Origin of the sequence: Marinobacter sp. M5B, from assembly GCF_042604615.1 — a bacterium.
Taxonomy (GTDB): Bacteria; Pseudomonadota; Gammaproteobacteria; order Pseudomonadales; family Oleiphilaceae; genus Marinobacter; species Marinobacter salarius.
Map to the genome: position 1 here is coordinate 3,890,032 of NZ_CP156894.1, position 25,242 is coordinate 3,915,273.

The 25,242-nt window shown below is 58.6% G+C and carries 23 protein-coding genes; 11 read left to right on the forward strand and 12 right to left on the reverse strand.

Annotation, left to right across the window (positions count from 1 at the left end):
• Window positions 1–115 precede the first annotated feature (115 nt).
• Window positions 116–772 carry a LysE family translocator gene (locus AAGD24_RS17650; RefSeq protein ID WP_228210069.1) on the forward strand — a complete coding sequence of 219 codons (657 nt, stop codon included), beginning with the start codon at window positions 116–118 and terminating at the stop codon, window positions 770–772.
• Window positions 773–945: 173 nt separating this feature from the next.
• Here AAGD24_RS17650 and AAGD24_RS17655 read toward each other — a convergent pair whose 3' ends face one another.
• Window positions 946–2,004, reverse strand: coding sequence for a 3-deoxy-7-phosphoheptulonate synthase (locus AAGD24_RS17655; protein ID WP_379865781.1), 1,059 nt, complete (start codon window positions 2,002–2,004; stop codon window positions 946–948).
• 361 nt (window positions 2,005–2,365) lie between these two features.
• On the opposite strand from AAGD24_RS17655, the gene AAGD24_RS17660 reads away from it, so the two are divergent.
• Window positions 2,366–3,151 (forward strand): secretin N-terminal domain-containing protein, encoded by a 786-nt coding sequence (locus AAGD24_RS17660; protein WP_228210068.1) that lies wholly within the window; start codon window positions 2,366–2,368, stop codon window positions 3,149–3,151.
• 6 nt (window positions 3,152–3,157) lie between these two features.
• Here the strand turns inward: AAGD24_RS17660 and AAGD24_RS17665 are convergent, their stop codons facing one another.
• Window positions 3,158–3,670: a DnaJ domain-containing protein gene (locus tag AAGD24_RS17665; RefSeq protein ID WP_126811419.1), complete on the reverse strand. Its 513-nt coding sequence runs from the start codon at window positions 3,668–3,670 to the stop codon at window positions 3,158–3,160.
• 314 nt (window positions 3,671–3,984) lie between these two features.
• On the opposite strand from AAGD24_RS17665, the gene AAGD24_RS17670 reads away from it, so the two are divergent.
• The 6 genes from AAGD24_RS17670 (at window position 3,985) to AAGD24_RS17695 (ending at window position 12,563) form a co-directional block, all read left to right on the forward strand.
• On the forward strand, window positions 3,985–5,085 hold the full coding sequence (locus AAGD24_RS17670) for an efflux RND transporter periplasmic adaptor subunit (protein ID WP_036211014.1): 1,101 nt from the start codon (window positions 3,985–3,987) through the stop codon (window positions 5,083–5,085).
• Window positions 5,085–8,168, forward strand: a complete 3,084-nt coding sequence (locus AAGD24_RS17675; RefSeq protein ID WP_075194238.1) for an efflux RND transporter permease subunit — start codon at window positions 5,085–5,087, stop codon at window positions 8,166–8,168. The genes AAGD24_RS17670 and AAGD24_RS17675 overlap by 1 nt, the downstream gene beginning before the upstream one ends.
• Entirely contained in the window at window positions 8,165–8,488 is a 324-nt protein-coding gene (locus tag AAGD24_RS17680; RefSeq protein WP_007155520.1) for a DUF3301 domain-containing protein, read from the forward strand. Before AAGD24_RS17675 ends, AAGD24_RS17680 begins: the two co-directional genes overlap by 4 nt.
• A gap of 154 nt (window positions 8,489–8,642) precedes the next feature.
• A complete protein-coding gene (locus AAGD24_RS17685; protein WP_036211008.1) occupies window positions 8,643–9,569 on the forward strand; it encodes a triacylglycerol lipase in 927 nt (308 codons plus the stop codon).
• A gap of 86 nt (window positions 9,570–9,655) precedes the next feature.
• A complete protein-coding gene (locus AAGD24_RS17690) occupies window positions 9,656–10,750 on the forward strand; it encodes a lipase secretion chaperone (protein WP_228210067.1) in 1,095 nt (364 codons plus the stop codon).
• Window positions 10,751–10,820: 70 nt separating this feature from the next.
• Window positions 10,821–12,563, forward strand: coding sequence for a hybrid sensor histidine kinase/response regulator (locus tag AAGD24_RS17695; RefSeq protein WP_228210066.1), 1,743 nt, complete (start codon window positions 10,821–10,823; stop codon window positions 12,561–12,563).
• Between the two features lie 5 nt (window positions 12,564–12,568).
• Here the strand turns inward: AAGD24_RS17695 and AAGD24_RS17700 are convergent, their stop codons facing one another.
• On the reverse strand, window positions 12,569–13,231 hold the full coding sequence (locus AAGD24_RS17700; protein WP_051947072.1) for a response regulator transcription factor: 663 nt from the start codon (window positions 13,229–13,231) through the stop codon (window positions 12,569–12,571).
• Window positions 13,232–13,417: 186 nt separating this feature from the next.
• Here AAGD24_RS17700 and AAGD24_RS17705 point away from each other — a divergent pair, with 186 nt between their 5' ends.
• The 3 genes from AAGD24_RS17705 to AAGD24_RS17715 all read left to right on the forward strand — a co-directional run bounded on the left by AAGD24_RS17705 (window position 13,418) and on the right by AAGD24_RS17715 (window position 16,420).
• On the forward strand, window positions 13,418–14,158 hold the full coding sequence (locus AAGD24_RS17705) for an ABC transporter substrate-binding protein (RefSeq protein WP_036211002.1): 741 nt from the start codon (window positions 13,418–13,420) through the stop codon (window positions 14,156–14,158).
• 92 nt (window positions 14,159–14,250) lie between these two features.
• Entirely contained in the window at window positions 14,251–15,546 is a 1,296-nt protein-coding gene (locus AAGD24_RS17710) for a pyridoxal phosphate-dependent aminotransferase (RefSeq protein WP_036210999.1), read from the forward strand.
• Between the two features lie 49 nt (window positions 15,547–15,595).
• Window positions 15,596–16,420, forward strand: coding sequence for an inositol monophosphatase family protein (locus tag AAGD24_RS17715; RefSeq protein ID WP_041336399.1), 825 nt, complete (start codon window positions 15,596–15,598; stop codon window positions 16,418–16,420).
• Here AAGD24_RS17715 and slmA read toward each other — a convergent pair.
• From slmA to AAGD24_RS17760, 9 genes are all read right to left on the reverse strand, one after another.
• Complete coding sequence (gene slmA / locus AAGD24_RS17720; RefSeq protein ID WP_075194234.1) at window positions 16,411–17,007, reverse strand: nucleoid occlusion factor SlmA; 597 nt, start codon at window positions 17,005–17,007, stop codon at window positions 16,411–16,413. The genes AAGD24_RS17715 and slmA overlap by 10 nt on opposite strands.
• Window positions 17,008–17,181: 174 nt before the next feature.
• A complete protein-coding gene (locus tag AAGD24_RS17725) occupies window positions 17,182–17,991 on the reverse strand; it encodes a thiazole synthase (RefSeq protein WP_036210990.1) in 810 nt (269 codons plus the stop codon).
• Window positions 17,992–18,046: 55 nt separating this feature from the next.
• The gene (gene thiS, locus AAGD24_RS17730) at window positions 18,047–18,247 is read right to left on the reverse strand and encodes a sulfur carrier protein ThiS (RefSeq protein ID WP_075194233.1); all 201 of its coding nucleotides are present in this window, start codon (window positions 18,245–18,247) and stop codon (window positions 18,047–18,049) included.
• A gap of 27 nt (window positions 18,248–18,274) precedes the next feature.
• Complete coding sequence (locus AAGD24_RS17735; RefSeq protein ID WP_226910030.1) at window positions 18,275–18,595, reverse strand: DUF423 domain-containing protein; 321 nt, start codon at window positions 18,593–18,595, stop codon at window positions 18,275–18,277.
• Between the two features lie 61 nt (window positions 18,596–18,656).
• Window positions 18,657–19,457, reverse strand: a complete 801-nt coding sequence (locus AAGD24_RS17740; RefSeq protein ID WP_036210987.1) for a symmetrical bis(5'-nucleosyl)-tetraphosphatase — start codon at window positions 19,455–19,457, stop codon at window positions 18,657–18,659.
• Window positions 19,450–20,280 (reverse strand): 16S rRNA (adenine(1518)-N(6)/adenine(1519)-N(6))-dimethyltransferase RsmA, encoded by an 831-nt coding sequence (rsmA, locus tag AAGD24_RS17745; RefSeq protein WP_036210985.1) that lies wholly within the window; start codon window positions 20,278–20,280, stop codon window positions 19,450–19,452. The genes AAGD24_RS17740 and rsmA overlap by 8 nt, the downstream gene beginning before the upstream one ends.
• The gene (gene pdxA / locus AAGD24_RS17750) at window positions 20,277–21,278 is read right to left on the reverse strand and encodes a 4-hydroxythreonine-4-phosphate dehydrogenase PdxA (RefSeq protein ID WP_228210064.1); all 1,002 of its coding nucleotides are present in this window, start codon (window positions 21,276–21,278) and stop codon (window positions 20,277–20,279) included. The genes rsmA and pdxA overlap by 4 nt, the downstream gene beginning before the upstream one ends.
• Entirely contained in the window at window positions 21,275–22,597 is a 1,323-nt protein-coding gene (locus tag AAGD24_RS17755) for a peptidylprolyl isomerase (protein ID WP_228210063.1), read from the reverse strand. The genes pdxA and AAGD24_RS17755 overlap by 4 nt, the downstream gene beginning before the upstream one ends.
• A 64-nt stretch (window positions 22,598–22,661) precedes the next feature.
• Entirely contained in the window at window positions 22,662–24,962 is a 2,301-nt protein-coding gene (locus AAGD24_RS17760) for an LPS-assembly protein LptD (protein ID WP_379867368.1), read from the reverse strand.
• Window positions 24,963–25,242 lie beyond the last annotated feature (280 nt).

The window sequence follows — 25,242 nt, forward strand, 5'->3', positions numbered from 1 at the left end:
TACGGGAAACCGTTCAGTTGCCAACCAAAGACATCGCAGCATTCGACGCGGGACTTTTTCAACCGCGCCTTCTAGACTGGCGCCCTGTAACGGAGCTTTCCTGGAGATAAAAGGTATGCACAACTACTGGCCGGAATTCATCACCGTCGCCCTCGTTCATTTCCTGGCCGTCGCCAGCCCAGGGCCAGACTTTGCCGTGATGCTTCGCCAGGCGCTGTGCCAAAGCCGTCGCAACGCCCTGCTGACGGCCTTCGGCATTGGTACGGGAATTCTGATTCACGTGGGGTATTCCCTGCTGGGCATTGGCCTGATCATCCAGCAGTCGCTGGTGCTGTTCAGCATTCTCAAAGTAGTTGGCGCCCTCTATCTCACCTGGATCGCGATACAGTGTCTGCGCTCGAAAGCCGGCGGCATTCATGTCGAAACGGCAAACGGTGGTCGGCAAAGCGGTTTCGCGGCCTATCGGCTGGGTTTTCTGACCAATACCCTGAACCCGAAAGCCACGCTGTTCTTCGTATCACTCTTTTCCGTGATCATCAGCCCGGGTACGCCGATTGCGATTCAAACGGCTTATGGCGTCTATATGGCAGTGGCCACCGGCCTGTGGTTCATGGCCGTGGCGGTATTCTTCACCCTGCCGCAGATCCGCAGGGGATTTAACCGTTTCGGCTATTGGCTGGACCGGCTGATGGGGGGCGTTCTGTTGTTACTGGCGGGGCAGTTACTGTTTTCAACAGTGTCTGGGGACGGAAGCCTTCCGGAAAAAGAATAACCAGAGCAGCCCCGCCCCGGTTTCAGGCAAACCAAACAAGACGGGGCGCCGGTTTGTAGGCCTCTCCCAGAACCGTGGAGCGCCAGGGATGGCGCGACCGAGCCCTACAGGGACGTATTTACGGGCGTGTTCTGGGAGAGGCCTACAGACCGGCGCATGCACCAGAGCGTTGTTCACAGGCTACGCAACAGCTCTTCCGTTTGCTTCCAGCCAATGCAGGGGTCCGTCAGGGAGCATCCGTAAATTAAATCGTCGCTGTCATTTTGACGCCCCTCTTCAAGAAAACTTTCCAGCATCAAACCAACAATATTTCGGTTACCCGCCCGCTTCTGAAACATGACTTCCTTCGCTATCTCCAGTTGCCGCGATGATTGCTTCTGAGCGTTATCATGACTGCAATCCACCATGATAGAAGCGGATATTCCCGCACTCGCCAGCGACTCTGTTGCTTCACGAATACTCTCAGCATCGTAGTTTGTAATACCTCGCCCGCCCCTTAATACCAAGTGTGTATCAGGGTTGCCCTCGGTGGTAATCATCGCGGGTGCGCCATGACTGCCTATGCCGAACCGGTGATGGGGATGGGCCGCCGATTTCATGGCGTTGATGGCAACGCCAATGCTGCCGTCGGTGCCGTTCTTGAAACCGGTCGGCATCGGCAGACCGCTGACCATTTCACGGTGAACCTGGGACTCAGTGGTGCGGGCACCGATGGCGGTCCAACTGACGAGGTCACCAAGGTAATCCATGGCGAACGGGCTCAGGGCTTCCGTGGCCAATGGCAGGCCCATGTCTGACAGGTTCAACAGCAGGCGCCGGGAACGCAGCAGGCCTTCGTTGAGGTTTCCGCTGCCAGTGCGCTCCGGGTCATAGAGCAGGCCTTTCCAGCCAACGGTGGTTCGGGGTTTTTCGAGGTAGGCACGCATCACAATCAGGAAACGGTCGCTGACATCATCCGCCAGCGCTTTGAGCTTCTCGCCATACTCCAATGCCGCCACTTCGTCGTGGATGGAGCAGGGGCCAACGACCACCAGCGTTCTCGGGTCCTCGCCGTTGAGTATCCGGCGAATAGCATCCCGGTGCTGGCGAATCCGCGCCTGCATGTGAGCAGGAACCGGCAGGCTGGTTCGCAGTTCGGCTGGTGTCGGCAGCAGCACTTCCCGGGTTCCCGGCTCAGCCTCTGATGGCTGCTGGGTCTCGTTCAGTGTCTCGATGTTCAGCGACATGTTCATGGTCAGTGTTCCCGTTTCCCTGTGTCAGAATCAAAAAAGCCCCGGCTGGTGGCTACCAGTCGGGGCTTTTTGAGTCCGGTGGCAGCCTGGGTTTCTGCCGGGCTGCCTTCCTCGTTATTCGGTCGATGAAGATCTTATGGGCGGCCCGGGCTCTGGCTAAAATAGCCATAACCAAACCACCAAAAAAACACAGCAGCGACCGCAGCGATCGATTTTTCACCGAAAGCTTGCAGAACATTCAATTGACAGGTCGCGTGTGTCGTCTTCATGCTTTCCAATATATATCCCCGGTTTCCGGCTTTGCAACCCGTAAATTCGGTTTTTTGCAGGTATTGCGGCCCTACCAGTCCCGGAGTCACTCATGAACACAGCGATGAATTGTCGGCCCACGCTTTCTTTGTTGCTGATCCTGCTGCTTTTTTCAGGCGCTATAGCAGCGGCGCCTGAGGCCCGTACTTACCAGATGGCACAGCGCTCCGCAGAGGGTGTGGCACAACAGATCCGCGAACTTTATCCGGATGGCCAGGTGTCGATCACCGCTCGCGGACAGCAAATGGTGGTTCGTGGTGAACCAGAGGTGCTGGATGAAATTGGCAGGCTGGTGGAGACCATGGACGTTGCCCCCTCACAGATGCGCATTACGGTTCGTTCCCGACACAACGTGGATGCCAAAACCGGTGGCGGCGGGTTTTCCATCAACAACAACCAGATCAGCGTGCAGGCCGAACGCAAGGTCACCACGACACGGCGGAATCAGGAACGCACGCTGATCGTTCAGGATGGGCAATCCGCTCATATTTCCTCCGGCCAGATCCGCACCGTACCGGTCGCCATCCGCGGGGGCCGTAATCCAGCGGCGTTTCTGGGACAGGTCGAAACCCGAAGCGGCTTCCTGGTCAGTCCGCAGGTGATTTCAGATCAGGCGGTCGAACTGAACATCGTTTCTTTTGAGGAAGACCCGAAGGGCAACCCGCCCGGCTACGACACCGAGGCGGTGATGACCATACGCCGGGTAGAACCCGGTGAATGGGTGGAACTCGGCAGCACGCGCCAACAGCGAGCAGGTGAGCAGTCCGGCATCACCTACCAAACTGGGAACAGTCGCCGTCAGAACCAGACCTTCGAGTTAAAGGTTGAGGTTCTTTAAGGCCGGTCAGATACGGCGTTTCAGCAAGACACTCTTGGCTTCGTTGATCTTTGCGGCCAGGTAATCGTTGCCGCCTCGATCGGGGTGGAGTTTCTGGATCAAACGTCGATGCGCCTGCACGACCTCGTCATCTGTACAGTCTGGCGCAACCCCAAGAACCTCACAGGCTTCGCTGATCGACATATTGCCGGAACTGGCGCTTTTTTGCCTGTGCTCGTGGTGGGTGGCAGTGTCGTCATTATCAGACCCATTCTGCTGGTTCTGCCCGAACAGGCGGCTGATCGTCGGGGCAAACTTCAGTAAGGCTGGCAGCTTTCTCAGTAGCGGTAAAAGGGCGGCCACCGCAGCGGTCAGTACATGCACCCGCCCGGTCAGCACCATGAACAACAGCAGAGCGCCCCCCGCCACCAACACGATTTTCCAGGTAGCGGCCTTTTTCTTTTCCGGTGATAGCGCGCCCCACTGCTTCAGCACAATAAATACGGCTGCCGCCAGTGCAATACCAAGAATCCATTGCATCCGCCAATCCTTATAGATGACCAAGTCGTAAATCTGTCATTCTTGTTTGGCAACCTAATGAACGGGATGAGCTCCCGGTCCCACCTGGGCAAGGCCGGCGAAGGCGCCTGGAGCACAGTAATTGTACGCATTTTCACTGACAAATCAGTGACAGCAACCCTCTCGCTTGTATAGGATGCTATTCTTTACGGTTTGTTGACGAGTCCTTGCCAACACAGCCCCCGACGAGCCGGGCAACTCCATCCCTACGGGATCAGGAGCCTGCAAAGCTAACACGATTACCTGTAACGGACATACGACCCAGGACCTGAATTATGCGCACTGCCTCCCGCTTCCTGATTGTACTCATCTTCCTCGGTGTCGTGCTCGGCGGCATTTTTGGTTACAAGTTCTACCAGTTCGGCCAGATGCAGGAACAATTTTCCCAGCCACAGCCGCCGGCGAAAATTTCCGCGACCATGGCCAGCACCGAGATGTGGACACCTGAGATCAAAGCCGTTGGCAGCGTTGAAGCCATCAATGGTATTGAAGTGGCGAACGAAGTTCCCGGTGTGGTTGAGAACATCGCGTTCGAGTCAGGTGATACGGTGAAAAAAGGCGACATCCTGATCCGCCTGGACGCCGCCATTGATGAAGCCGCATTGCGCACACGCCGTGCCGAGGCACAGCTCGCGGAGCAGGAGTTCAAGCGGGTGTCCGACCTGCTTCCCAAGCGCGCCGTGTCGCAATCCCAGTACGATGAAGCCAAGGCCAATTTCGACGCAGCACGGGCAAGGGTCAATGAAGCCGAAGCCCAGTTGAGCAAGAAGATCATCCGCGCGCCTTTTGACGGCAAGCTTGGCCTCCGTCTGGTGGATCAGGGCGAATACATTGGTACCGGTACGCCGATCGTCGAAATCAACATGCTCGATCCGATCTACGTGGATTACACCCTCTCGGAAAAAGACCTGCCCATGGTGCAACAGGGCTACGACGTAGTGGCGACCGTTGCGGCGATCCCCGACAGTGATTTTGCCGGCCAGGTCAGCGCCATCAACACGTCGGTTAATCCGCAAACCCGTACCGTCCGGATTCGTGCCACGCTTGGCAACGAGGAGAACCAGCTTCGCCCGGGCATGTTCGCCACGGTCGCAACCAGGCAACCCCAGGATCAGGAGGTTGTCACCGTGCCGAGAACCGCCATTTCCTACAATACCTACGGCGATTTCGTGTTTGTTGTCGAAGAGAATGATGACGGTGAATTGGTCGTCAATCGTCGCACCGTCCAGACCGGCAACACCCGGAACAGTCGCGTTGCGGTGCTCGAAGGCCTGAAAGAAGGTGAGCAGGTCGTCGCCAAGGGCCTGCTGAGATTGAGGGCTGGCCAGCGCGTTGAAGTCCAGGAAGATGAGCAGCCGGCGGAGGCGTCCAAGTAATGCGTTTCACCGACATATTCATACAGCGCCCCGTCCTGGCGACGGTGGTCAGCCTGCTGATCCTGCTGCTCGGGGCCCGGGCAGCGATGGAGATGGAAATCCGTCAGTACCCGGAACTTGAAAGCACCACCGTCACGGTGACAACCGCCTACCCCGGCGCTGGCTCTGAGCTGGTAAAAGGGTTCATCACCACACCATTGCAGCAGGCCATCGCTGAAGCCAGTGGCATCGACTACCTCACGTCCACAAGTTCCCAGGGGCAATCCACCATTGAAGCCAAGATGGTGCTGAACTACGACGCCAACGCAGCGCTGGCCGAGATTCAGGCAAAAGTGGCCAGTCAGCGCAACGTGCTGCCCGCCGATGCGCAGGACCCGGTAATAACCTCCACAACCGGCGATTCCACCGCGCTGATGTACATCGCCTTTTACAGCGATGAGCTGGAGGTACCCCAGATCACGGACTACCTGACGCGGGTGGTGCAGCCCAAGCTGCAGGCGTTGTCCGGCGTGGGCAAGGCCGACCTGTTGGGTCGCCAGTTCGCCTTACGGGTCTGGCTGGACCCAGAGCGTCTGTCCGCTGTCGATATGACTCCTCAGGAAGTGGTGGATGTACTGCTGCGCAACAACTATCAGGCGGCGGTAGGTAACACCAAGGGCAAATACACCAAGATCAGCATGACCAGCGACACCGACGTCGGTGATCCGGAGCAGTTCAAGGATCTGGTGGTCAAGGAATCCGACGGCTCACTGATCCGCCTGCGGGACATTGCCCGCGTTGAACTGGGCTCCGAGACCTACGATCAGTTGGCCCTGTACAAGGGCCAGCCAGCAACCTACGTAGCCATTGAACTGTCACCCGGCGCTAACCCGTTGACGGTTGCAAAGCTGGTCAAAGATGAACTTCCGGGGATTGAAAGCCAACTGCCTTCCGGCATGAATGTCCGCCTGGCCTACGATGCGTCCGACTTTATCGACAGTTCGATTAAAGAGGTTATCCAGACACTTCTGGAGGCGCTGGTTATCGTTCTGGTGGTGGTCTTCATCTGCCTGGGCTCAGTCAGGGCAGCCGTGGTTCCGTCCGTGGCGGTGCCTCTGTCTCTGGTTGGCGGCGCCTTTTTCATGCTGATGATGGGCTTCTCACTGAACCTGCTGACACTGCTGTCGATGGTTCTCGCCATCGGTCTTGTCGTGGACGACGCGATCATCATGGTGGAAAACGTCCACCGCCACATTGAAGAGGGCGAGTCCCGCTTCAACGCGGCCCTGAACGGTGCCCGCGAAATGGCAACGCCGATCATCGCCATGACCACAACCCTGGTGGCGGTCTATGCCCCAATCGGCTTCATGGGCGGACTGGTTGGCTCACTGTTCACCGAGTTCGCATTTACCCTGGCCGGCACCGTCGTTATTTCCGGCATCGTGGCACTGACCCTGTCGCCAATGCTGTCCGGCAAGATCCTCAAGCCCCACGGCAATCCAGGGCGGTTCGAGCAGGTCGTGGAGCGCTCCTTCGGCGGCCTGGCCAATGGGTACAAACGTGCTCTTGCGTCATTGATGGACACCAAGTCCGTGGTGATTTTCTTCGCCATCGTGGTGCTGGGATCGATTTATTTCATGGTGGCCATGAGCCAGAACGAGCTGGCACCCACTGAAGACCAGGGCATCCTGTTCTATCAGGGGCTTGGTCCCCAGACGTCCACCCTCGACTATCTCCAGGAACACGGAGATGAGGTGCAGGAGCGTATGTCGACGGTACCCGGCTACCATGAGGATTTCATGATTCTCGGCATTACCGGGCCCAACGCCGTGTTCGGCGGCTTCAAGATGAAGCCCTGGTCCGAGCGTGACATCAGCCAGTTCGAGGTTCAGCCACAGCTTGACCAGGAACTGAAAAACGTCACCGGCCTGCAGACTGCCGTTTTCCCCAGACCTTCCCTTCCGGGTTCCGGTGGCGGCCTGCCATTCCAGTTTGTGATCACCACGGGCGAGGACTACGAGCGCCTGAATGACGTTGCCAATGACCTGCTCGGACAGGCCATGCAAAGCGGCAACTTCATGTTCCTGCAGAAATCCATCGACTTTGACCGCCCGGTTACCCGCATCAACGTCGACCGTGACCGGGTGGCGGATCTTGGGCTGTCGATGCAGGACGTTGGCCGTGCCATGTCCAGCATGCTGGGCGGTGGCTACATCAACCGCTTCAACATGCAGGGCCGCTCCTATCAGGTCATTCCCCAGGTCGACCAGGATTTCCGCCTGGACGAGCAGGCGCTCAATGACTATTACATTCGTGCCGACAGCGGCAGCCTGGTTCCGCTATCAAGCGTCATCAGCTTCCAGAAAGACGTGGAGCCGTCACAACGCACCCAGTTCAACCAGTTGAACTCATTGACCCTGCAGGGCGTTGTGACGCCGGGCGTGACAGTGGGCGATGCCATGGCCTTCATGGAGAATGCCGCCGCAGACAGTTTCCCGCAGGGTTTCTCGTTCGACTACACCGGGGAATCGCGTCAGTTCGCGAATCAGGGTAGCGCATTGGTGGTTACCTTCTTCCTGTCATTGCTGGTGATCTACCTGGTGCTGGCAGCCCAGTTCGAAAGCTGGCGCGACCCGTTCATCATCCTTGTATCAGTACCGATGTCGGTGGCTGGGGCCATGGCCTTCATTGTGCTCGGCTTTGCCACCATGAACATCTACACGCAGGTGGGCCTGATCACCCTCATCGGTGTCGTGTCCAAGAACGGGATACTGATCGTGGAGTTTGCCAACCAGCTGCAGGTGGACAAGGGCCTGAACAAGCGCGAGGCAGTCGTGGAAGCGGCGGCCATCCGTCTGCGCCCGATCGTCATGACCTCCCTGGCGCTGATCTTCGCCATGGTTCCACTGTTGATTGCAGTAGGCCCGGGCGCGGAAAGCCGGTTCGCCATCGGCCTGACCATCAGTGCAGGCCTGGGCATCGGTACGCTGTTCACCATTTTCGTGTTGCCCGCGTTCTACATCCTCCTGGGCCGTGACCACCACGGCTCCACGGCGGATGATGACGCAAATGGCAGCACTGGGAACACGGCTCACGCCCAGTGACCCTCGGAACGCTCTTCTGGCTGTTTGTAGCCGGCTTCGCCACCTGGTACTGGTGGCGGGCCAAGGCCATCAAGGACTTTGTGCTTCAGGCAGCCAGGAACTACTGCAAGAAAATGGATGTGATGCTGCTGGACGACGCCGTGTACCTGCGTGGCGTATGGTTCAAGCGTGACGACAACGGCCGTACCCGGGTGTGGCGCCGCTTCCTGTTTGAATTCACATCAACCGGAGAGGAACGCTACCTCGGCAGAATCATCATGCTCGGCCCTCGCATCATCCATATGGAGCTGGACCCCCACCGGTTCGGCCCGGACCTCTAACCTCCGGACACATCCCCCCGTAGACGCGACAGATCACCTCCCCCAAATGGGCGATTCTTACTCCCGCCCCAATCGCAAATAATCCTCCACGCATTGGCGACAAAAAGCGGCCCTCACAGGGTGTGCTTTCTCACAAAAACAACAGGAGTCAACCATGCGTAAACTCATCACTTTCGCGGTGATCATGAGCTGTGCCGTGCTTGCAGCACCCACACTCAGCCATGCCAGCTATACCAAAACAAAGCATCCCATCGTTCTGGTCCACGGTGTGACCGGTTTCAACACCATCGGTGGCTTGATCAATTACTTCCACAACGTTCCCTGGAACCTTGAGCGGAGCGGCGCCCGGGTATATTCCGCCAGTGTGTCCTTTGTGAACAGCAGCGAGCAGCGTGGCCAGCAACTCGCCAACTACATCAACGGGCTTGGGCATTCGAAGGTCAACATCATGGCCCACAGCCAGGGCGCGCCCACCTCCCGCGTGACCGCCTCGCTTATTCCCCACAAAGTTGCCTCGGTAACATCTATCAATGGCGTCAACAAAGGCTCAAAAGTCGCGGACGTCGCGCGGGGAATCATTCCACCCGGCAGCTATGTCGAAGGTGGAGCCGGCGCCATTGCCAACGCGCTTGGCGATTTGGTCAACGCACTGTCTGGCTCCAACAACCCACAGGATGGTATTGCCGCTCTGGAAACTCTGACCACACCGGGCACCACGCAGTTGAACAACGCCCTCGGCTGGAAAGGGGTGAACCGGTGGTCATGCGCGGGCACCAATGAAGACGTGTGGATCAACGGCAACCGGATCAAGTTCTTCTCCTGGACCGGCACATCGGTCTGGACCAACTGGACCGACATCACCGACCCGTTCCTGGGTGTTACCTCGCTGGCTTTCGGCAACGAGCCCAATGATGGCCTGGTCGGCGAATGTTCCACCAAGATGGGCAACGTCATCGGCACCCACTACGACATGAACCACGTAGACGCCATCAATCACCTGTTCGGCGCTCGTTCGTGGCGGACCAATCCGGTCTCGCTCTATCGCAGCCATGCCAACCGCCTGAAAAATCGCGGGCTGTAACCCTCGCGCTTTCGAGTCTGAACCGTCGCCGGGCGCCCCGCTGATGCGTGCCCGGCGACGACAGTTGCCAAGGCAGGATAATGGGTATGAACAATAGCGACAGACTGAACAAGAAGGCTTTACTTCCCCTGATCATGACCGTTCCGGTGGTGTTTGCCTGTGTGTGGTTCCTGCTGGCGGACGAGCCACGCGGTGAAGCAATAACAAAGGCGGCGAGCACTCCCGCCACGACCTCAGAACAACCAGAACCCGGTATTACCGAGGCGCCACTTGCCGTTGGCGAGGATACGCCCATCCCCTACCAGACACCCGATAGCCTGGGAGACCAACCGTTTGCCAGCTCCCTCGCGGGTACCAATATCGACGGCAACTTACGGGCCGACGCCAACGGCGAATTGATCGTTGATCTGGAAACCCGCGACTTCTTCGACTACTTCCTGAACACCATTGGTGAGGTATCAGCCGAGCAGGCACTGGACCAGATCAGAACCCTGGCCCAACAGAGTCTGCCGGAAAGCGCCGCCCGCGAAGCCATGGCCCTGCTCAACCGGTACCTGGCGTACAAGGATGCCTCACTGGCACTTGGCAACCAGGGCCTTGACCCCGCCCGGCAGCACGACCCCGCCTACCAGTTGGAAATGCTCAAGGGTGCATTGGTCGACATGAAACAGCTACGCCGGCGCATGTTCTCCGCCGACACTCACGAGGCCTTTTTCAGGCTGGAGGAAGCCTACGGCGACTATACCCTCGCCACCCTTGATATCCAGCAGCGCACCGACCTGTCCGCCGAAGCAAAAAACACACTGGCTGAATGGCATCGACAGCAGCTTCCTGAGGTCATCCGACGCACCGAAACCCGCATGATTGAGGAAAGCGGGGACCACCGGGCAAGACAACAGGCGTTATCCGACGCCGACTCACCGTCCGAGGCCGGACGCAGACTCCGGGAACTGGGCGTTGATGATGCCCAGGCCAGAGAAGTGGTCGCCTACATGGAGGAACGGGAGCAGTTCGACAGCCAATACCAGCAGTTCCAGCAGGCACTGGCGAGCCTGGACAACTCAGGGTTGGCGGAAGAGGACAGGACAACCCAGGAGAACCGGTTACTGAAACAGCACTTTGATACCGAACAGACCCGCACCTGGGCCCGACTGCGAGCATTGGGGTCACAATCACCATAGTGTGCTCCAATGCCATTCCTGACTGTCTGGTCGGCGTAAACTGGAGGAAACGACAACCGGACAGTCCTCGATGAATTTTTCCCAGCTTCGGGATCAACGGGCCAACGGATTTCGACGGCTGCGGTTTGAGCCTGCGCTGGAAGCCCACTATCGCAGAGTCAGGGACGAAGGCATACGATCACGCGCACGACTGGTCTCCGCCAGTGCGCTGACGCTGTTCCTGGTATATACCCTGCTGGATTCCCTGATGCTGCCCCCGGCCATCGCACGGGATACCATCGCTGTACGGCTTATGGTCACCTGCCCGGTCATCATCGGCGTGTGGTGGCTGTCCTATCGAGACATTCGCAACGATCATTTCGTTAAGATCTATGCACTCGCCTATCTGGTCGGCGGCCTCAGTGTGGTGGGCATTATTGGGCTTGCACGCCTGGAGAACCACCCACTGCCCTATGAAGGCATCCTGCTGATGCTGATGTTTGGCTACTTCGTGATGGGCATCCCGTTTCGCACGGTTTCCGGAGCCTCCCTGCTGGTTATCGTTGCCTATCTTTGGGTGGAGCACGCCACCAGTTCGGGGGCTCACCAACTCATGATTAACGGTTTTTTCATCGGCACTGCCAACATCATCGGGATGGTAGGGTCCTGGCTCAGTGAACACCGTCAGAGAGCCCACTTTTTGGATCGCCAGATGCTCAACGCCTCCAAACAACAGGCCGAACAGGAGAATCACCGCAAGACCCGACTTATTACTGTCGCCAGCCACGACCTTCGTCAACCCCTGAATGTCATCAGCCTGATTCTGGAAAACCTCACCGCTGACGGTCTGCCAGGTGAACAGCAGTCGCTGGTGTCGCGACTGAAATCCTCGGTCACCCATTTCAACAACCTGCTGGCCTCGGTTCTGGATATCTCCCGCATCCAGGAGGGCATGATCTCCCCTGAGCCCACCAGGCTTTGTACGTGGCAGGTCATACGGCAGGTATCTGAAACGTTTAGCGAGCAGGTACAACGCCCGGGCGCGCAGCTAGTCATCCATAAACCCGCCACCGGCAGTGGGGTGTTTGCAGACCCGCAGTTGCTGCACCGCGTGCTCCAGAACCTGGTAACGAATGCCCTGGAACATAGCGACGCCACCCGCATTGATCTTCGAGCCCATCAGGACAACGGAAAGCTGTGCTTCGAGGTACAGGATGATGGCCGGGGCATTGATGACGGCAGCCTCGAGCAGATCTTCACTCCCTTTTTTCGCAACAGTCAGCGCCAGCGTAGTTGCCCCGGCCTGGGGCTCGGACTGGCCATTGTTCATGAGCTGACGGGCATGATGGAGGGACATTGCAACGTCAGTTCATCGCCAGGGCAAGGCGCCTGTTTCCGGGTTTTCCTGCCGGCAACGCCCGCACCACAGACAACAGAGTCCGTTTCCGGAGCGGCTGTTCCACCTTCCGCTCACTCACCCTCACTGGTGGTTGTGGAGGATCACGATGAGGCTCGTCACTGGACCTGCGAAACCCTGGCGTCCTGGGGCTACAGCGTGAGAGGCGTTGCCAGCGCGGAACAGGCAATCACCCGTTGGGGCGCATCGTCCAACGCTATTCTGGTCAGTGACGTCCACCTCCCGGAAATGTCTGGCGATGCCCTCTACGATCGGCTTTTCGCTCGCAAGTCGGTCCGCGGTGGCATCCTGATGACGGCTGATACAACGATTCCCCAGGGCTACGACTCTGAACGCCGACTCTGGGTACTGCACAAACCGCTGATACCCATGAGACTGCGAGCCGCGATTACCCAACTGGATCGTCTTGCTGACTGACCGCGTCAGAGCAGTCCCAGCGCTCTTGCCTCGGCGACACATTCGGTCCGGTTGTGGACACCCAGATGGGTGAAAATCGCTTTCAGGTGAGTCTTCACCGTGTGCTCAGTGAGATCGAGGGCCTGGCAAATCCGCTTGTTGGGAAGCCCATCCGCCAAGAGTGTAAGAACCTCCAGTTGGCGTGGGGTCAGGTGCTCCGGGCTCAGGGAAGGAAACGGCAATGACGGATAGAACAACTGGCCGTTGCTGACCCGCTGGACCATCCGAAGCAGCGAGCGGCGGCCAGCAGACTTGGGCAGAAACCCCACGGCGCCCGCAGAGCGTGCCGCTCGTACTGAGGCCTCGTCCTCGCGGCTGGAGATGACCACCACGGAAATCGGCAGCCCGATCTGTTCAAGCTCGGAAAACAACGACAGGCCGGCCTCCCCTTGCAATGTCAGGTCCAGCAGGACAAGAGAGGTTTCCGGCCGCGAACGGAGATCGTCCACCGCGTCCGCGACCGAGGCTACCGTTGCAACCTCCCGGGCGAGTTGCTCCTGCTCAAGAATCGCCGTAATTCCAAACAGGAAAAATGGATGATCATCCACGATCAGCACGCGGGCCAGGGGAAGGCAGTCTCCGGATGACAGTAGCGCACAGTCGGCGTTATCAGCCGTTCTGGTGTCCATGGGTTTCTCCGCAAAATGGCTGTTATTGTTACTGCGGTGCGGAATACTATACGGATGAAAACCGGAGTCGACCGTTCGCTGTTTAACAGTTTTGATGCATGCCCCTTCCACCACCTGTGCAGGTGCGGGGTGTAATCGCTATACTGGCGCCACGACACTTTCTCACCTGCTTGGATCAAGGCACTGATGTCTGGACGTTTTCTGGCACTTCTACTCGCTGTGCTCATTCCCGTTATTGCCCATGCCGACCGCCCCACAATGACGGTTGTCACGTCGATCTATCCGCCTTACCAATACCTGGATAACGGTGAGGTGAAGGGTACCCACACGGAAACCCTTCGCCAGGTCCTGACGAGGATGGGCTATGACCCCGTTTTCCGGCTTGTACCCTGGGCCCGGGCGGAAGCGAGCGCTCGTGCTGGAACCGCCGACCTGATCTACTCCCTGACATACTCGCCAAGCCGCGCCCGCCACTACTACTTCACCAACCCCATCAGCGAGGCCCGGGATGTGTTTTTCAGCCTTTCCGACCGGGGCCTTCAGTGGCAGGAGCTGGATGATCTCGCCGGCCTGAGGATTGGGCTATCCGCGTCCTACAGTTATGCCCCCGAGTTCATGGAATGGCTGGCCGCCGGCAACGCCCGGGTTGTTCAGATCAGCCAGGAATCCCCGGAACTCACGGGGCTGAAAATGATTGCCTTTGGCCGTATCGACCTGTTCATCTGCGAGGAAACCGTCTGTCGGTATCTGATCGACAAACACATCGCCGACCATCCGGAGCTGGCAAATGTGTCCGCAATGCCACGGACCGTTGGCGAAGTGCGGGGGTTTCGGGCGGCATTCTCCCGCCAGCATCCGAAGGGGGAGGCGCTCCGCGACGAATTCAACAAGGTGCTGGCCGAGCTGAGAACCAGCAATTCCAACTAGCGTCTGCGGCAATCACCTATCTCCGAAACCACACAGGCGCAAAAAGGTTTCCTATACTGCGGGTTGTACCCCTCAACCAACAGACCGGGACCATGGACATCCAGACTGATCACCGCTACGCCATCAACCTGAACGTCAGAGGCATTCAGCCCTCCGCCACCCTCCGAATCAACGAACTCAGTAACCAGCTTCGCGCCGAAGGCCGGGACATTATCAAGCTGGGGCTCGGCCAGTCGCCATTTCCGGTGCCCGACCGTGTGGTCGATGCCCTGCGCGAGCATGCCCATGAAAAGGACTACCTTCCGGTGAAGGGCCTTAAGGCCCTGCGGGAATCGATTTCGGGCTACATCAACCGCAGTGAGCGCATGCGCTGCACCTGGGAAGACGTACTGATTGGCCCCGGCTCCAAGGAGCTGCTGTTCATGCTGCAGCTCGCCTACTATGGCGACTTGCTGATCCCGCGCCCAAGCTGGGTATCCTACGCGCCGCAGGCACGCATTATCGGCCGCTCAGTACACTGGTTGCCAACACACGCGGAAAACAACTGGCAGCTGACCGCGGAAGAGTTGGACATCATCTGCCGCGACGACCCGTCACGACCACGTATCCTGATCATGAACTATCCGTCCAACCCAACGGGCTGTACCTACACAGACGACCAGTTGCTGGCTATCGCCAACGTCGCTCGCAAGTACAAACTGATCCTGCTGTCGGACGAAATATACGGCGAAGTGCACTTTGAGGGACGGCACAAGTCCATCGCCCGCTATTACCCGGAAGGCACCATTATCAGCACTGGCCTGAGCAAGTGGGCTGGCGCGGGTGGCTGGCGCCTCGGCACGTTTATTTTTCCGCCCGAGCTGCGCCCTTTGCAGGACGCCATGGCGATCATCGCCAGCGAAACCTACACCGCAACCAGCGCTCCGATCCAACATGCGGCCATTGCTGCGTTTAATGGTGGCGAAGACCTGGATGAGTACCTGAAGCAGTCACGCCGGGTGCTCAAGGTAGTAGGCGAATACCTCCATCGCCGCCTGACGGATATGGGGGCCGTGGTGCAAAAGCCCGAGGGTGCGTTCTACCTGTTCCCGGACTTTTCCAACTTCCGCGAAGCACTGGCCCGTCGCGACATCAAAACCAGTCAGGCTCTGTGTCAGTCGCTACTGGAAAATACCGGTGTGGCCATCCTGCCGGCCAGTGATTTCGGCTTTGTCCCGGACCACCTTGCCGCACGTCTCGCGTTTGTGGACTTTGACGGTGCTGAGGCTCTGGCGCTGGCCGGAAAAGAGTACGGTGAACAGGAACTGAGTGACGATTTCGTCAAACAGGCCTGTCCGCGACTGGTGACAGCCATGGACAAGATGGAGCAGTGGCTCACCGGCCTGTAACAGGGTCATGATAGACTGGCGCCCTCATTTCAGATCGGAGGGCGCCATCATGTCTAACCCGGAAGCCATTACCGCCATTGCGGAATTCGCCGAAGAGCTGGCCCTGAAGGCCGGTGAGTTGATCAAGCACGAACGGGAACAGAACACCCTTCGTACCGATTACAAACAGCAGTCGGAGCTGGTCACCCACGCCGACGTAATGGCCGACGAGATGATCACCGGCGCCATTCGCGAGCGCTTCCCCGACCATCGCATCCTCTCCGAAGAAACCATGCCGGACTTGAGCCAGGCCGAACACCTGGACACTCCGCTGTGGATCATCGACCCCATCGACGGCACTGTGAATTACGCCTACGGCCACCCCCAGGTGGCAGTCTCCATCGCCTATGCGGAAAAGGGGCGGGTGCAGGCAGGCGTGGTACACGCTCCGTTTTCTGGTGAAACCTTCCGTGCCAAGCGGGGCATCGGTGCCACCCTGAATGGCAACCCCATCAAACACAGTGGGGCGACACGGCCAAGGGAATCATTGTTCGCGACCGGCTTCCCCTACACCAAGGACAGCCTTGAACCCCTGATAAGTCGGTTGGAAGCGATGATTCATCAATGCCGGGATCTACGCCGTATCGGTTCTGCGGCGCTGGACATCTGCTGGGTGGCCTGCGGGCGGTTGGACATCTACTACGAGAACGTCAGCCCATGGGACTTTGCCGCTGCACGGTTGATTGCGCTGGAGGCGGGTGCGACGGCGGGACATTTCAGTGAGGTGCCGGAGGGTTATCCGGCGGACCTGTGGGGGCGGGATATCCTGATATCAGCCCCGGCGGTCTGGGAGTCGGTTCGTGACATCCTGCGCAAGGCATCGGGCTACGATTGAACGCCCCAGACCGCTTCTGAAACCAGGCCCCAGGCCTCTTCAAAGTCGTTGGAGGGTAATCGGGAAAAGGAGGAACGGACATAGCGCTGAACCCGGCCCTCCATAAACACCAGTACAAAGTCCGCGCCTCGAGCTGAACTGGTTCTCGGGCGCAAACCCTGGCGAATCTCGCCTTCTTTGAGTGCCTGGCGTACCTGGGTTTCCAGGCGCTCGAAGAACTGCGACGCTCGCTTGCGCAGGGCTTCGTTCTCCCCCATCAGGGCATCACCGGTCAGCACCGTGCAAAGCCCCGGATTGCGCTCGGCAAACACCAGCACCAGATGCACGAGTTGCTGTAGCCGAACCCGAACATCCTCCTGTTCCTGCAGGATGACCTGGCAACGGGAAAACACCGCCTCCTCGGCAAACTCGATCAGCGCCTCGAACATTTTCCGTTTACTGGGGAAATGGCGATACAAGGCCGCCTCGGTGACACCCACCGACTTGGCCAGGCCAGCAGTGGTAATTCGTGCTCCCGGATCTTTCTCCAGAAGCTCCACGAGGGCATGAAGAATCGCTTCACGGCGACTGATTTTTTGTTCTGTCATAACAGGACTACAGCGCTCTGTTTATCTACGGAATTTGGGTGCAGGCGGGCGCATCCATTCGGGACCGTAAAAAACAGGGATGTTTTTTACGAGCCTACAGGGACGTATTCACGGCGTGTCCCGAATGGATGCGCCCGCCTGTACTGGCACCATCAGTTGAAATTCTGGACCTGATCAGAAGAAAGTACCATCAAGGGGCGACGATGCGCTGGCATAAAGCTTCTTCGGCATACGCCCCGCCAGATAGGCATCGCGGCCAGATTCAATAGCCAGGCGCATTGCCTTGGCCATGCGGATCGGGTCCTGGGCCTGGGCGATGGCGGTGTTCATCAGCACGCCATCGCAACCCAACTCCATTGCCAGGGTTGCATCAGAAGCAGTACCTACACCGGCATCCACCAACACCGGTACATTGGCGTTCTCGACGATCAGGCGGATGTTGTAGCGGTTCTGGATACCCAGGCCGGAACCAATGGGTGCGCCCAGCGGCATGATGGCGATACAGCCCATTTCCTCAAGACGCTTGGCCAGCAACGGGTCGTCCGAGCAATACACCATCACCTTGAAGCCATCGCGGATCAGTTCCTCTGCGGCCACCAGGGTTTCGGTCATGTTCGGGTACAGGGTTTTTTCCTCACCCAGCACTTCCAGCTTGACCAGGTCATGACCATCCAGTAGTTCCCGTGCGAGCTTGCAGGTACGCACGGCATCTTTTGCGGTGTAACAGCCAGCGGTGTTAGGCAGCATGGTGTAGCGCTCAGGGGATACCACGTCCAACAAACTCGGTTCATCCGGGTTCTGGCCCAGATTGGTACGGCGCACGGCAAAGGTGACAATCTCCGCACCGCTGGCTTCAATCGCATGGCCGGTTTCAGCCATGTCCCGATACTTACCGGTGCCTACCAGCAACCGGGACTGGTATACCCGACCTGCGATTTCAAGCGGCTTGTCTTCGGGAAGCGGTCTTTCAGAACTGTCACTCATGCTTTACACCTGAACTCATTAAAAGAATCGTGGAAAAGGAATGGCAAGGCGGTTATTAACCGCCGCCAATAGCGTGAACCACCTCTACCCTGTCGCCATCGCTGAGGCTGAAGGTGGCGTGCTGGCTGCGGGGAACAATATCTTCGTTGACTTCCACAGCGAATCGCTTGCCAACCAATGCCATCCGCTCTATCAATACCGCGACAGTGACTTCTTCGGGAAGCTCCATGGCGTCACCGTTGACCTGTACCTGCATAACGTTACCTGCCTTAAACATCTGTCTCTAACGCCTGAATCCCGCCATCAGAACCAATATCCAGCCCACCATAAAGCCGATTCCTCCAACCGGCGTAACCGGCCCCATCCAGCGAAGGTCCGTTAGCACCAGGAGGTACAGGCTGCCACTGAACAACAGGATTCCAGCAACAAAAAAGCCGGCCGCAACGCCGAGCAAACGCCGCGACAGACCCGCAACCGGGAGTATCGCGACAAGAATTAACGCCAATGAGTGGTATATCTGATATGTGACGGCAGTCTGGAAAACTTCAAGCCCCCGCTCGTCAATTACACCACGCAACCCGTGTGCACCAAAGGCTCCTGCCATCACCGCTAACAGGGCAAACAGCGCGCCCAATACCAGTGCCGGGCGAAGGGGTTCTATCTGTCTAGCAGTCACAGTGGATCTTTTCCCCGGTATCAAGATTCATCAGGGTAAGCTTTCCACCCCAGACACAACCGGTATCCAGCCCGAAATAACGGGTGCTTTCAGTCTGGCCTTCCAGTGCCGCCCAATGTCCGAACACCACACGCACATCATCCTGGCGAGGGAAGCGAAACCAGGGTGCATAGCCATCCGGCGCCGACGCGGCCGACTCTTTGGCGGCGAGTTCCAGGGTGCCATCCTCGGCAATAAACCGCATACGGGTGAAATAGTTGGTAATGACCCGCCACCGATCCATACCACTGAGGTCCGGGTGCCAGCGTTCAGGCCAGTTCCCGTACATATCTGCAAAGTAGCTTTCGGCCTCGGGCCCGCGAATCACCGCTTCCACTTCCCGGCTGTAGCCGACCGCTTCTTCCACAGACCAGATGTGTGGCAGCCCGGCATGGACCATCACCAGATTGCGGTCTTCATCATGAACACAAAGATTCTGCTGTCGGAGCCAATCGAAAAGCCGTTGGTGATCCGGCGCTTCGAGTATATCGGCGAGCGTGTCCTTGTTCCTCAGAGCGTGGCCACCCATGGCCACCGCCAGCAGGTGCAGGTCGTGATTGCCCAACACCACCACTGCAGAGCTACCCAGGCTTTCAACGTAGCGCAGGGTTTCCAGCGAAGACGGGCCGCGGTTGATCAGGTCGCCGGCCACCCAGAGCCGATCCCGCGACGGTGAGAAATCCACCTTGGCGAGCACATCCAGGAGACGTTCATAGCAGCCCTGGATATCGCCGATGGCGTAATCAGTCATGACTTACCTCATCAGCACCGAAATTTTCAGGTTTACTGTCGGCCAACAAATCGGCAATCGCAACATACTCTGCCAGGCCAAGGTTTTCCGGGCGCAGGCCATCGTTGATGCCAACGCTGTTGAGTTGATCCACGGAAACCATGCCGGCCAGCGCCTTTCGGAGGGTTTTTCGCCGGGCACTGAAGGCCGTGCGCACCACCGCCTGCAACAGCTTATAATCCTTTGCCGGATGCGGCAGCGTCTTATGGGGCACCAGCCGAACGATGGCGGAATCCACTTTCGGCGCCGGCCGGAAAGCGCCTGGGCCGACTTCAAACAACGGCTGCACCCGGCAGAAATACTGGGTCATGATCCCCAACCGGCCGTAGTTGTTGTCTCCGGGCACCGCCGCCATCCTTTGAACCACTTCCTTCTGCAGCATGAAATGCATGTCCTGCACCACGCCGGAATGCCCCAGCAAGTGGAAAATCAATGGCGTGGAAATATTGTACGGCAGGTTGCCGATGATCCTCAGGGGCTTGTCGGCAACCAGTTCGCCGAAATCAAACTTCAACGCATCCGCTTCATGAATGCGGAAGTTGGGGTAATTGAAGAATTTGGTCCTGAGCACAGGAATCAGGTCCCGATCCAGCTCCACCACCTGGAGGTTCGAGTTAACGGCAAGCATTTCCTCGGTGAGAGCGCCCAGGCCAGGCCCGATTTCCACAAGGGCATCGTCCGGCTTGGGATGGATAGCGCGAATAATGCGTTCAATCACGCCGGGGTCGTGAAGAAAGTTCTGACCGAAGCGTTTCCGGGCCTGATGGCCGTGTTTGCTACTCACTCGATAGGATCTCTTTTCGCTGAAGTTGCCATTCGTTCGCCCACCCGGATTGCCGTTTCCAGGCTGCCGGCATCTGCCCTGCCCGTGCCGGCCAGATCAAGGGCGGTGCCGTGGTCGACGGAGGTCCGCACAATGGGCAGGCCCAGGGTGATATTGACCGCCCGGCCGAAGCCCTGGAATTTGAGAACCGGCAAGCCCTGGTCATGGTACATGGCCAGCACTGCGTCGGCGTTATCGAGCCAATGAGGGGTGAAGAGGGTGTCCGCCGGCAATGGGCCCGTCAGGTCGATGCCTTCCCGGCGCAGCTTGTCCAGGGTCGGTTCGATGACGTCGATTTCTTCCCGCCCCAGATGTCCGCCTTCACCTGCGTGGGGGTTAAGCCCTGCAACCAGGATTCTGGGATGCTGAAGGCCGAAGAACTTGCGCAGGTCATTGTCCAGAATACGGGTGACCTGGGTCAGGCGCTCGGCCGTAATCGCCGCAGAGACGTCCTTCAGGGGCAAATGGGTGGTCACCAGTGCCACTCTTAACTCGTCCGTGGCCAGCATCATCACCACACGCTCAACACCACAGAGCTCCTGCAGAAACTCCGTGTGGCCACTAAAGGCGATGCCGGCGTTGTTGATAACGCCCTTGTGAACCGGTGCCGTCACCATCCCGTCGAACGTACCATCAAGGCAGCCCTGGGCGGCTACTCGCAGGGTTTCCAGAACATAGGCGCTATTCGCCGGATCCAGCTGGCCGGCCGTAGTGGACGCCAATCCATCAACGGAAAGCACGGAGAGCCGGCCCGGTTCAGCAGTGGCTGGTGCTCCCGGCGCCCAGTCTTCCAGCTCTACATTCAACCCAAGCAGTCGGGCCCTCGCCTCCAGCAGAGGTTTGCTGGCCACCACCACAATGCCGGGCCCGCGTTTTTCCAGGGCCAGTTGCAAGCAAAGCTCCGGGCCAATGCCCGCAGGTTCGCCCGCTGTCAGTGCGAGGATGACCGGCTGTGTCATGATTCGCTGTCAGCTCCGTAGCCGCTCTTGAACTCAATAAACGCCTCGTCGCGGATCTCCCGCAGCCAGTTCTGCAGTTCGGTATCAAACTTGCGGCGGTAGATGGCCTGCCGCGCCTCGGATTCCCGTACATCACTGCTGATGTCCTGCTGACGACGGTCCTGCACCTGCAGAATGTGCCAGCCAAACTGGGAGCGGAACGGACCCTTGAGCTCGCCCACATCCGCTTCCATCATCGCCTGTTCGAACTCCGGCACCATCTGTCCGGGGCTGACCCATCCGAGGTTACCACCGTCAGAGCCGGAAACCGGGTCATCAGAGTGCTCCCGGGCGATGACGGCGAAATCGGCGCCATTATCGATTTGCTGATAGAGATCTCGAATGGTTGCTTCCGCCTGGGCTTCCGACACGGTTTCCGAGGTGCGTACCAGGATGTGACGGACTTTCGACTGCTCGATGAACTGTGCTTTATCACCGCCGCGGCGATCCATCACCATCACCAAGTGGAAGCCACTGCTGTTCCTGAGTACCGGGGAGACGGTTCCGGTTTCAAGATCCGGGACCACATCGGCCACCAGTGACGGCAGTTGGTTCTCGGCACGCCATCCCATGTTGCCACCGTCGAGGGCATTGCTGGCATCGGATTCAGCAACGGCAACAGAGCGGAAGTCCCGCCCCTCGGCAATTTCTTCACGCAGTTGCTCCACCTTTTCGCGAGCAACGCTGACCTCGTCCTCGTCATTGAAATCGTTCACCTCAATGAGAATATGGGCAAGCTCATACTCTGCATTGCTACGGCCCTGACCCTCCATTGCCGCAAGATAGTTCTCAACTTCCCGATCCGTAACCCGCACGCGATTGCCAACCTGGCGCTGCTGTACCCGGCTGGTAATCATCTCGTTGCGAATCTGCTCACGGGCCTCGCGATAGGTGACGCCTTCCTGGACCAGTTGTTGCTCGAACTGGGCCAGCGTCATATTGTTGCGCTGGGCGATGGATGCCAGGGTTTCATTGAGTTCGTTGTCGCTGATGCGCATTCCGGCCCTGTCCGCCATCTGTAACTGGATGGACTCGCTGATCAACTGCTCCAGAACCCGTTCTTCCAGAATATCCCTTGGGGGCAATCCGGTGCCCTGAGCGCGCAGCCGCCCGGTGATGGTGTTGATCCGTGCCTCGAGCTCGGACTGAAGAATAACGTCGTCGTTGACGACTGCCACCACCTGATCAAGCAGTTTACGGTCCGCCTGTACGGTTGCGGATACCATCACAACCATCAGTGCCAGCATCATTTGTGCGCAATGGCGAAGGTTCGCCTTCATAGTCACCTCTAGTATGGAAGAATACTGCCTGTCACCCCGGCATCCCGAGCCTGACTGTCAGGCATCAGCGATCACCGAAACGGCGACGTTCCCTTTCGTCAAAGCCATAGATGGCTTCGGAAATCTGGCTGGACGATCCGCCGCTCCCGCCCAGTCCCTTGAGCTGGATCTGAAACAGCATGCGACTCTCAAGCTGTTCGTCGTCCGTCAGGTAATTCTGGTGCACCAGCTGCACACTCCAGCAACAGTTATTGTATTCCAGCCCGGCCAGTGAACCGACCGTACGATCAAGCTCGGAATCGTAGACCCAGCGGCCGATCAGACTAACACGGTCTGTGACAGGAAAAACGCCCCCGATATCCGACTGCTCGAATTCGTCTCGCCGGTAACTGTGCCCCAGGCTGGCCAGATAACGGTAATCATCGGAGTGGAAAATCAGCTGACTGCGACCTTCCTGCGTCTTGCTCGTGTCCGGCTCCCACAGGCCGGAGGTTCGAATTTCCAGGCCGTCCACCGGTCGCAAAACCATTTCACCGGCCAGCGGGGAGTCACTGGCGTCAGAGGCCCCCTCCCCATCGAGCGTCACTTCCCGGTCATCGTAATAGTGAACCTGGCCAATGCTGAAGCGGGCACGTTCAGCGCCGGTGAGCAGATCATTGAAGCGGCTGGTTAGTGCCACGGTCAATTGATTGCTATCACCTACCCGATCACCGCCGCTGAAACGATTGCGTTGGAACAACTGGTCGAAGCTGAATGAGCGAATGGCGGTGTCGAAATCCGGAATGAACGATTGGTCCGCATCGGCATCAGCCCAGGCGTAGTAAAGCCGGGGCTCCAGGCTCTGGTTATAGGGAATATCGAACAGGCTGGACTGGCGATCAAAATACAGGCCGGAATCCCACTCCGCGACCGGAACGGTACGATCAAAGCCAGGGTCCTGTGTGGTGTAGTCCTCCAGCTCATAGCGTGTGTAATCGACACTGACGGAAGGTCTGGCATAGCCCCAGAGCGCCCGCATGGGCAATGCCAGCTCGGGTATGGCGCGAAAGCGCTGGCCGTTGGCCCGGTCGAGCCCCGTCAGGTCATCATTATCGCGGTAGAAATACGTGTACTGGCTTTCCAGATTCAGTTCCGCCGGCCCCGCATCCACGGTGGCGCCGTACAATACTTCTGGTAACTGCGAGTAGGGAATGTTCTCGTCGGCAATGAAATCGCTGAGGGTCTGGTAGCCGTTGAGATAGGTTTCGAAATACTGGGAGGAATCCCGATAGCGGATACCACCCCGGCGACGCAGATGGGTTGCGCGATTGATCTCCAGGTTGCGGTTGAGATCACTGAGGTAGTCGTCGTCGCTAACCACGGAATAATCCCCGTAGCCGGTCCAGCCGTATCCGAATCTCGCCTGGGTACTGAAATCAAGCCCCCAGCGTTCACCCCCTTGCGAGGGAAACTCCTCCTCGTACTCGGTGTCGTTACCCGCGTAGCCTAGCTGAAGCACCGATTCCCCAAGACTGCTGAGGTAACGCCCCTCCGCCTCGGTAAACAACCCACGCCCATGTATGTACTGAGGCGTCAGCGTCGCGTCGTAGTGTGGCGCCAGGTTGAGGTAGTAGGGAACCGACAGGAAAGCGCCGCTACCCGCGTTGGAGGTACCAAAAGACGGATAGAGAAAGCCTGTCTTGCGGCGATCGTCAATGGGGAAACTGGCATAGGGCCAGTAGAACACCGGGATATCACTGATCTCAAGGCGTACGTGCTTTGCGGTGCCCACACCTTCGCCCTGGTCCAGGTGGATGTCGGACGCCACGATGGACCAATCGTTGTTGTCCGGGGCGCAGGTGGTCAGAGAGCCGCCACGAATTCGTACCTGGTCTTCCGCCGTGCGGGAGAGCTGAGTGGCCGAACCCCGCATTTCCGGGCCATGCAGGAGAAAGGTCGCGGTATTGATGTCCACCCGGCCGCTGTTGACGTCGTAGTCCGCACGTTCTCCGGTCAGCACGAAGCCGTCACCGCGGCTGGTCAGCGGCCCCTCTATGGCCACCGCACCGGTTGCCTGGTTGTAGCGGGCCTCGGAGCCCGTCACCTGGAATCCCGGCTGCTGCAGACGAACGTCTCCCCGCAGAAACAGTTCGTTGTCGAGTTCATACCGCGCATTGAGCCCACTGGCCTGTAGGGGCGCCTGGCCATGTTTCGCTGCTGGCTCTCCAGCGCCGCCTTTAACCGTCCCCGGCACTGCGGAAGGCAAATAGCCGCCCTCGCAGAAGTCCGGCAGGGAACGACGGACATCCTCCGGCAAGTCAGACTTCGGCCGCCAGTCAATCTCGGCAGCCGAAGGGGCGGCTTCCTGGGCATAAACCACCGGCATTGGTGCCAACATTGTGCAACCCGTAGCGGACGCGAACAGCAACCCGAGACGGTGCCGCATGCGGGGCGTTGGCATTCGCAGCTTCCTTGTTGGGGCTGGCACGGTGAGCGGGTTCCTGTCCAGAATGGATTCGCGGCTGTCGGAGACACTTAACAGCGGCCTAGTTTACACGGCGCCCTTTGCCTTGTTAACGGAAACCGACCATTGCTGCAAAACCGTTTTACCGCCTCTATACTGATCTGCTAACTTTCGGCCATGAGCCCGCAGGTTCGTTGCGGCC

What these genes read in the sequence shown, in the direction of transcription:
- AAGD24_RS17650 (WP_228210069.1), top strand. Translation starts at nt 116, where the DNA reads ATGCACAACTACTGGCCGGAATTCATCACCGTCGCCCTCGTTCATTTC.
- AAGD24_RS17655 (WP_379865781.1), bottom strand. Translation starts at nt 2,004, where the DNA reads ATGAACATGTCGCTGAACATCGAGACACTGAACGAGACCCAGCAGCCA.
- AAGD24_RS17660 (WP_228210068.1), top strand. Translation starts at nt 2,366, where the DNA reads ATGAACACAGCGATGAATTGTCGGCCCACGCTTTCTTTGTTGCTGATC.
- AAGD24_RS17665 (WP_126811419.1), bottom strand. Translation starts at nt 3,670, where the DNA reads ATGCAATGGATTCTTGGTATTGCACTGGCGGCAGCCGTATTTATTGTG.
- AAGD24_RS17670 (WP_036211014.1), top strand. Translation starts at nt 3,985, where the DNA reads ATGCGCACTGCCTCCCGCTTCCTGATTGTACTCATCTTCCTCGGTGTC.
- AAGD24_RS17675 (WP_075194238.1), top strand. Translation starts at nt 5,085, where the DNA reads ATGCGTTTCACCGACATATTCATACAGCGCCCCGTCCTGGCGACGGTG.
- AAGD24_RS17685 (WP_036211008.1), top strand. Translation starts at nt 8,643, where the DNA reads ATGCGTAAACTCATCACTTTCGCGGTGATCATGAGCTGTGCCGTGCTT.
- AAGD24_RS17690 (WP_228210067.1), top strand. Translation starts at nt 9,656, where the DNA reads ATGAACAATAGCGACAGACTGAACAAGAAGGCTTTACTTCCCCTGATC.
- AAGD24_RS17695 (WP_228210066.1), top strand. Translation starts at nt 10,821, where the DNA reads ATGAATTTTTCCCAGCTTCGGGATCAACGGGCCAACGGATTTCGACGG.
- AAGD24_RS17700 (WP_051947072.1), bottom strand. Translation starts at nt 13,231, where the DNA reads ATGGACACCAGAACGGCTGATAACGCCGACTGTGCGCTACTGTCATCC.
- AAGD24_RS17705 (WP_036211002.1), top strand. Translation starts at nt 13,418, where the DNA reads ATGTCTGGACGTTTTCTGGCACTTCTACTCGCTGTGCTCATTCCCGTT.
- AAGD24_RS17710 (WP_036210999.1), top strand. Translation starts at nt 14,251, where the DNA reads ATGGACATCCAGACTGATCACCGCTACGCCATCAACCTGAACGTCAGA.
- AAGD24_RS17715 (WP_041336399.1), top strand. Translation starts at nt 15,596, where the DNA reads ATGTCTAACCCGGAAGCCATTACCGCCATTGCGGAATTCGCCGAAGAG.
- slmA (WP_075194234.1), bottom strand. Translation starts at nt 17,007, where the DNA reads ATGACAGAACAAAAAATCAGTCGCCGTGAAGCGATTCTTCATGCCCTC.
- AAGD24_RS17725 (WP_036210990.1), bottom strand. Translation starts at nt 17,991, where the DNA reads ATGAGTGACAGTTCTGAAAGACCGCTTCCCGAAGACAAGCCGCTTGAA.
- thiS (WP_075194233.1), bottom strand. Translation starts at nt 18,247, where the DNA reads ATGCAGGTACAGGTCAACGGTGACGCCATGGAGCTTCCCGAAGAAGTC.
- AAGD24_RS17735 (WP_226910030.1), bottom strand. Translation starts at nt 18,595, where the DNA reads ATGGCAGGAGCCTTTGGTGCACACGGGTTGCGTGGTGTAATTGACGAG.
- AAGD24_RS17740 (WP_036210987.1), bottom strand. Translation starts at nt 19,457, where the DNA reads ATGACTGATTACGCCATCGGCGATATCCAGGGCTGCTATGAACGTCTC.
- pdxA (WP_228210064.1), bottom strand. Translation starts at nt 21,278, where the DNA reads ATGACACAGCCGGTCATCCTCGCACTGACAGCGGGCGAACCTGCGGGC.
- AAGD24_RS17755 (WP_228210063.1), bottom strand. Translation starts at nt 22,597, where the DNA reads ATGAAGGCGAACCTTCGCCATTGCGCACAAATGATGCTGGCACTGATG.
- AAGD24_RS17760 (WP_379867368.1), bottom strand. Translation starts at nt 24,962, where the DNA reads ATGCCGGTGGTTTATGCCCAGGAAGCCGCCCCTTCGGCTGCCGAGATT.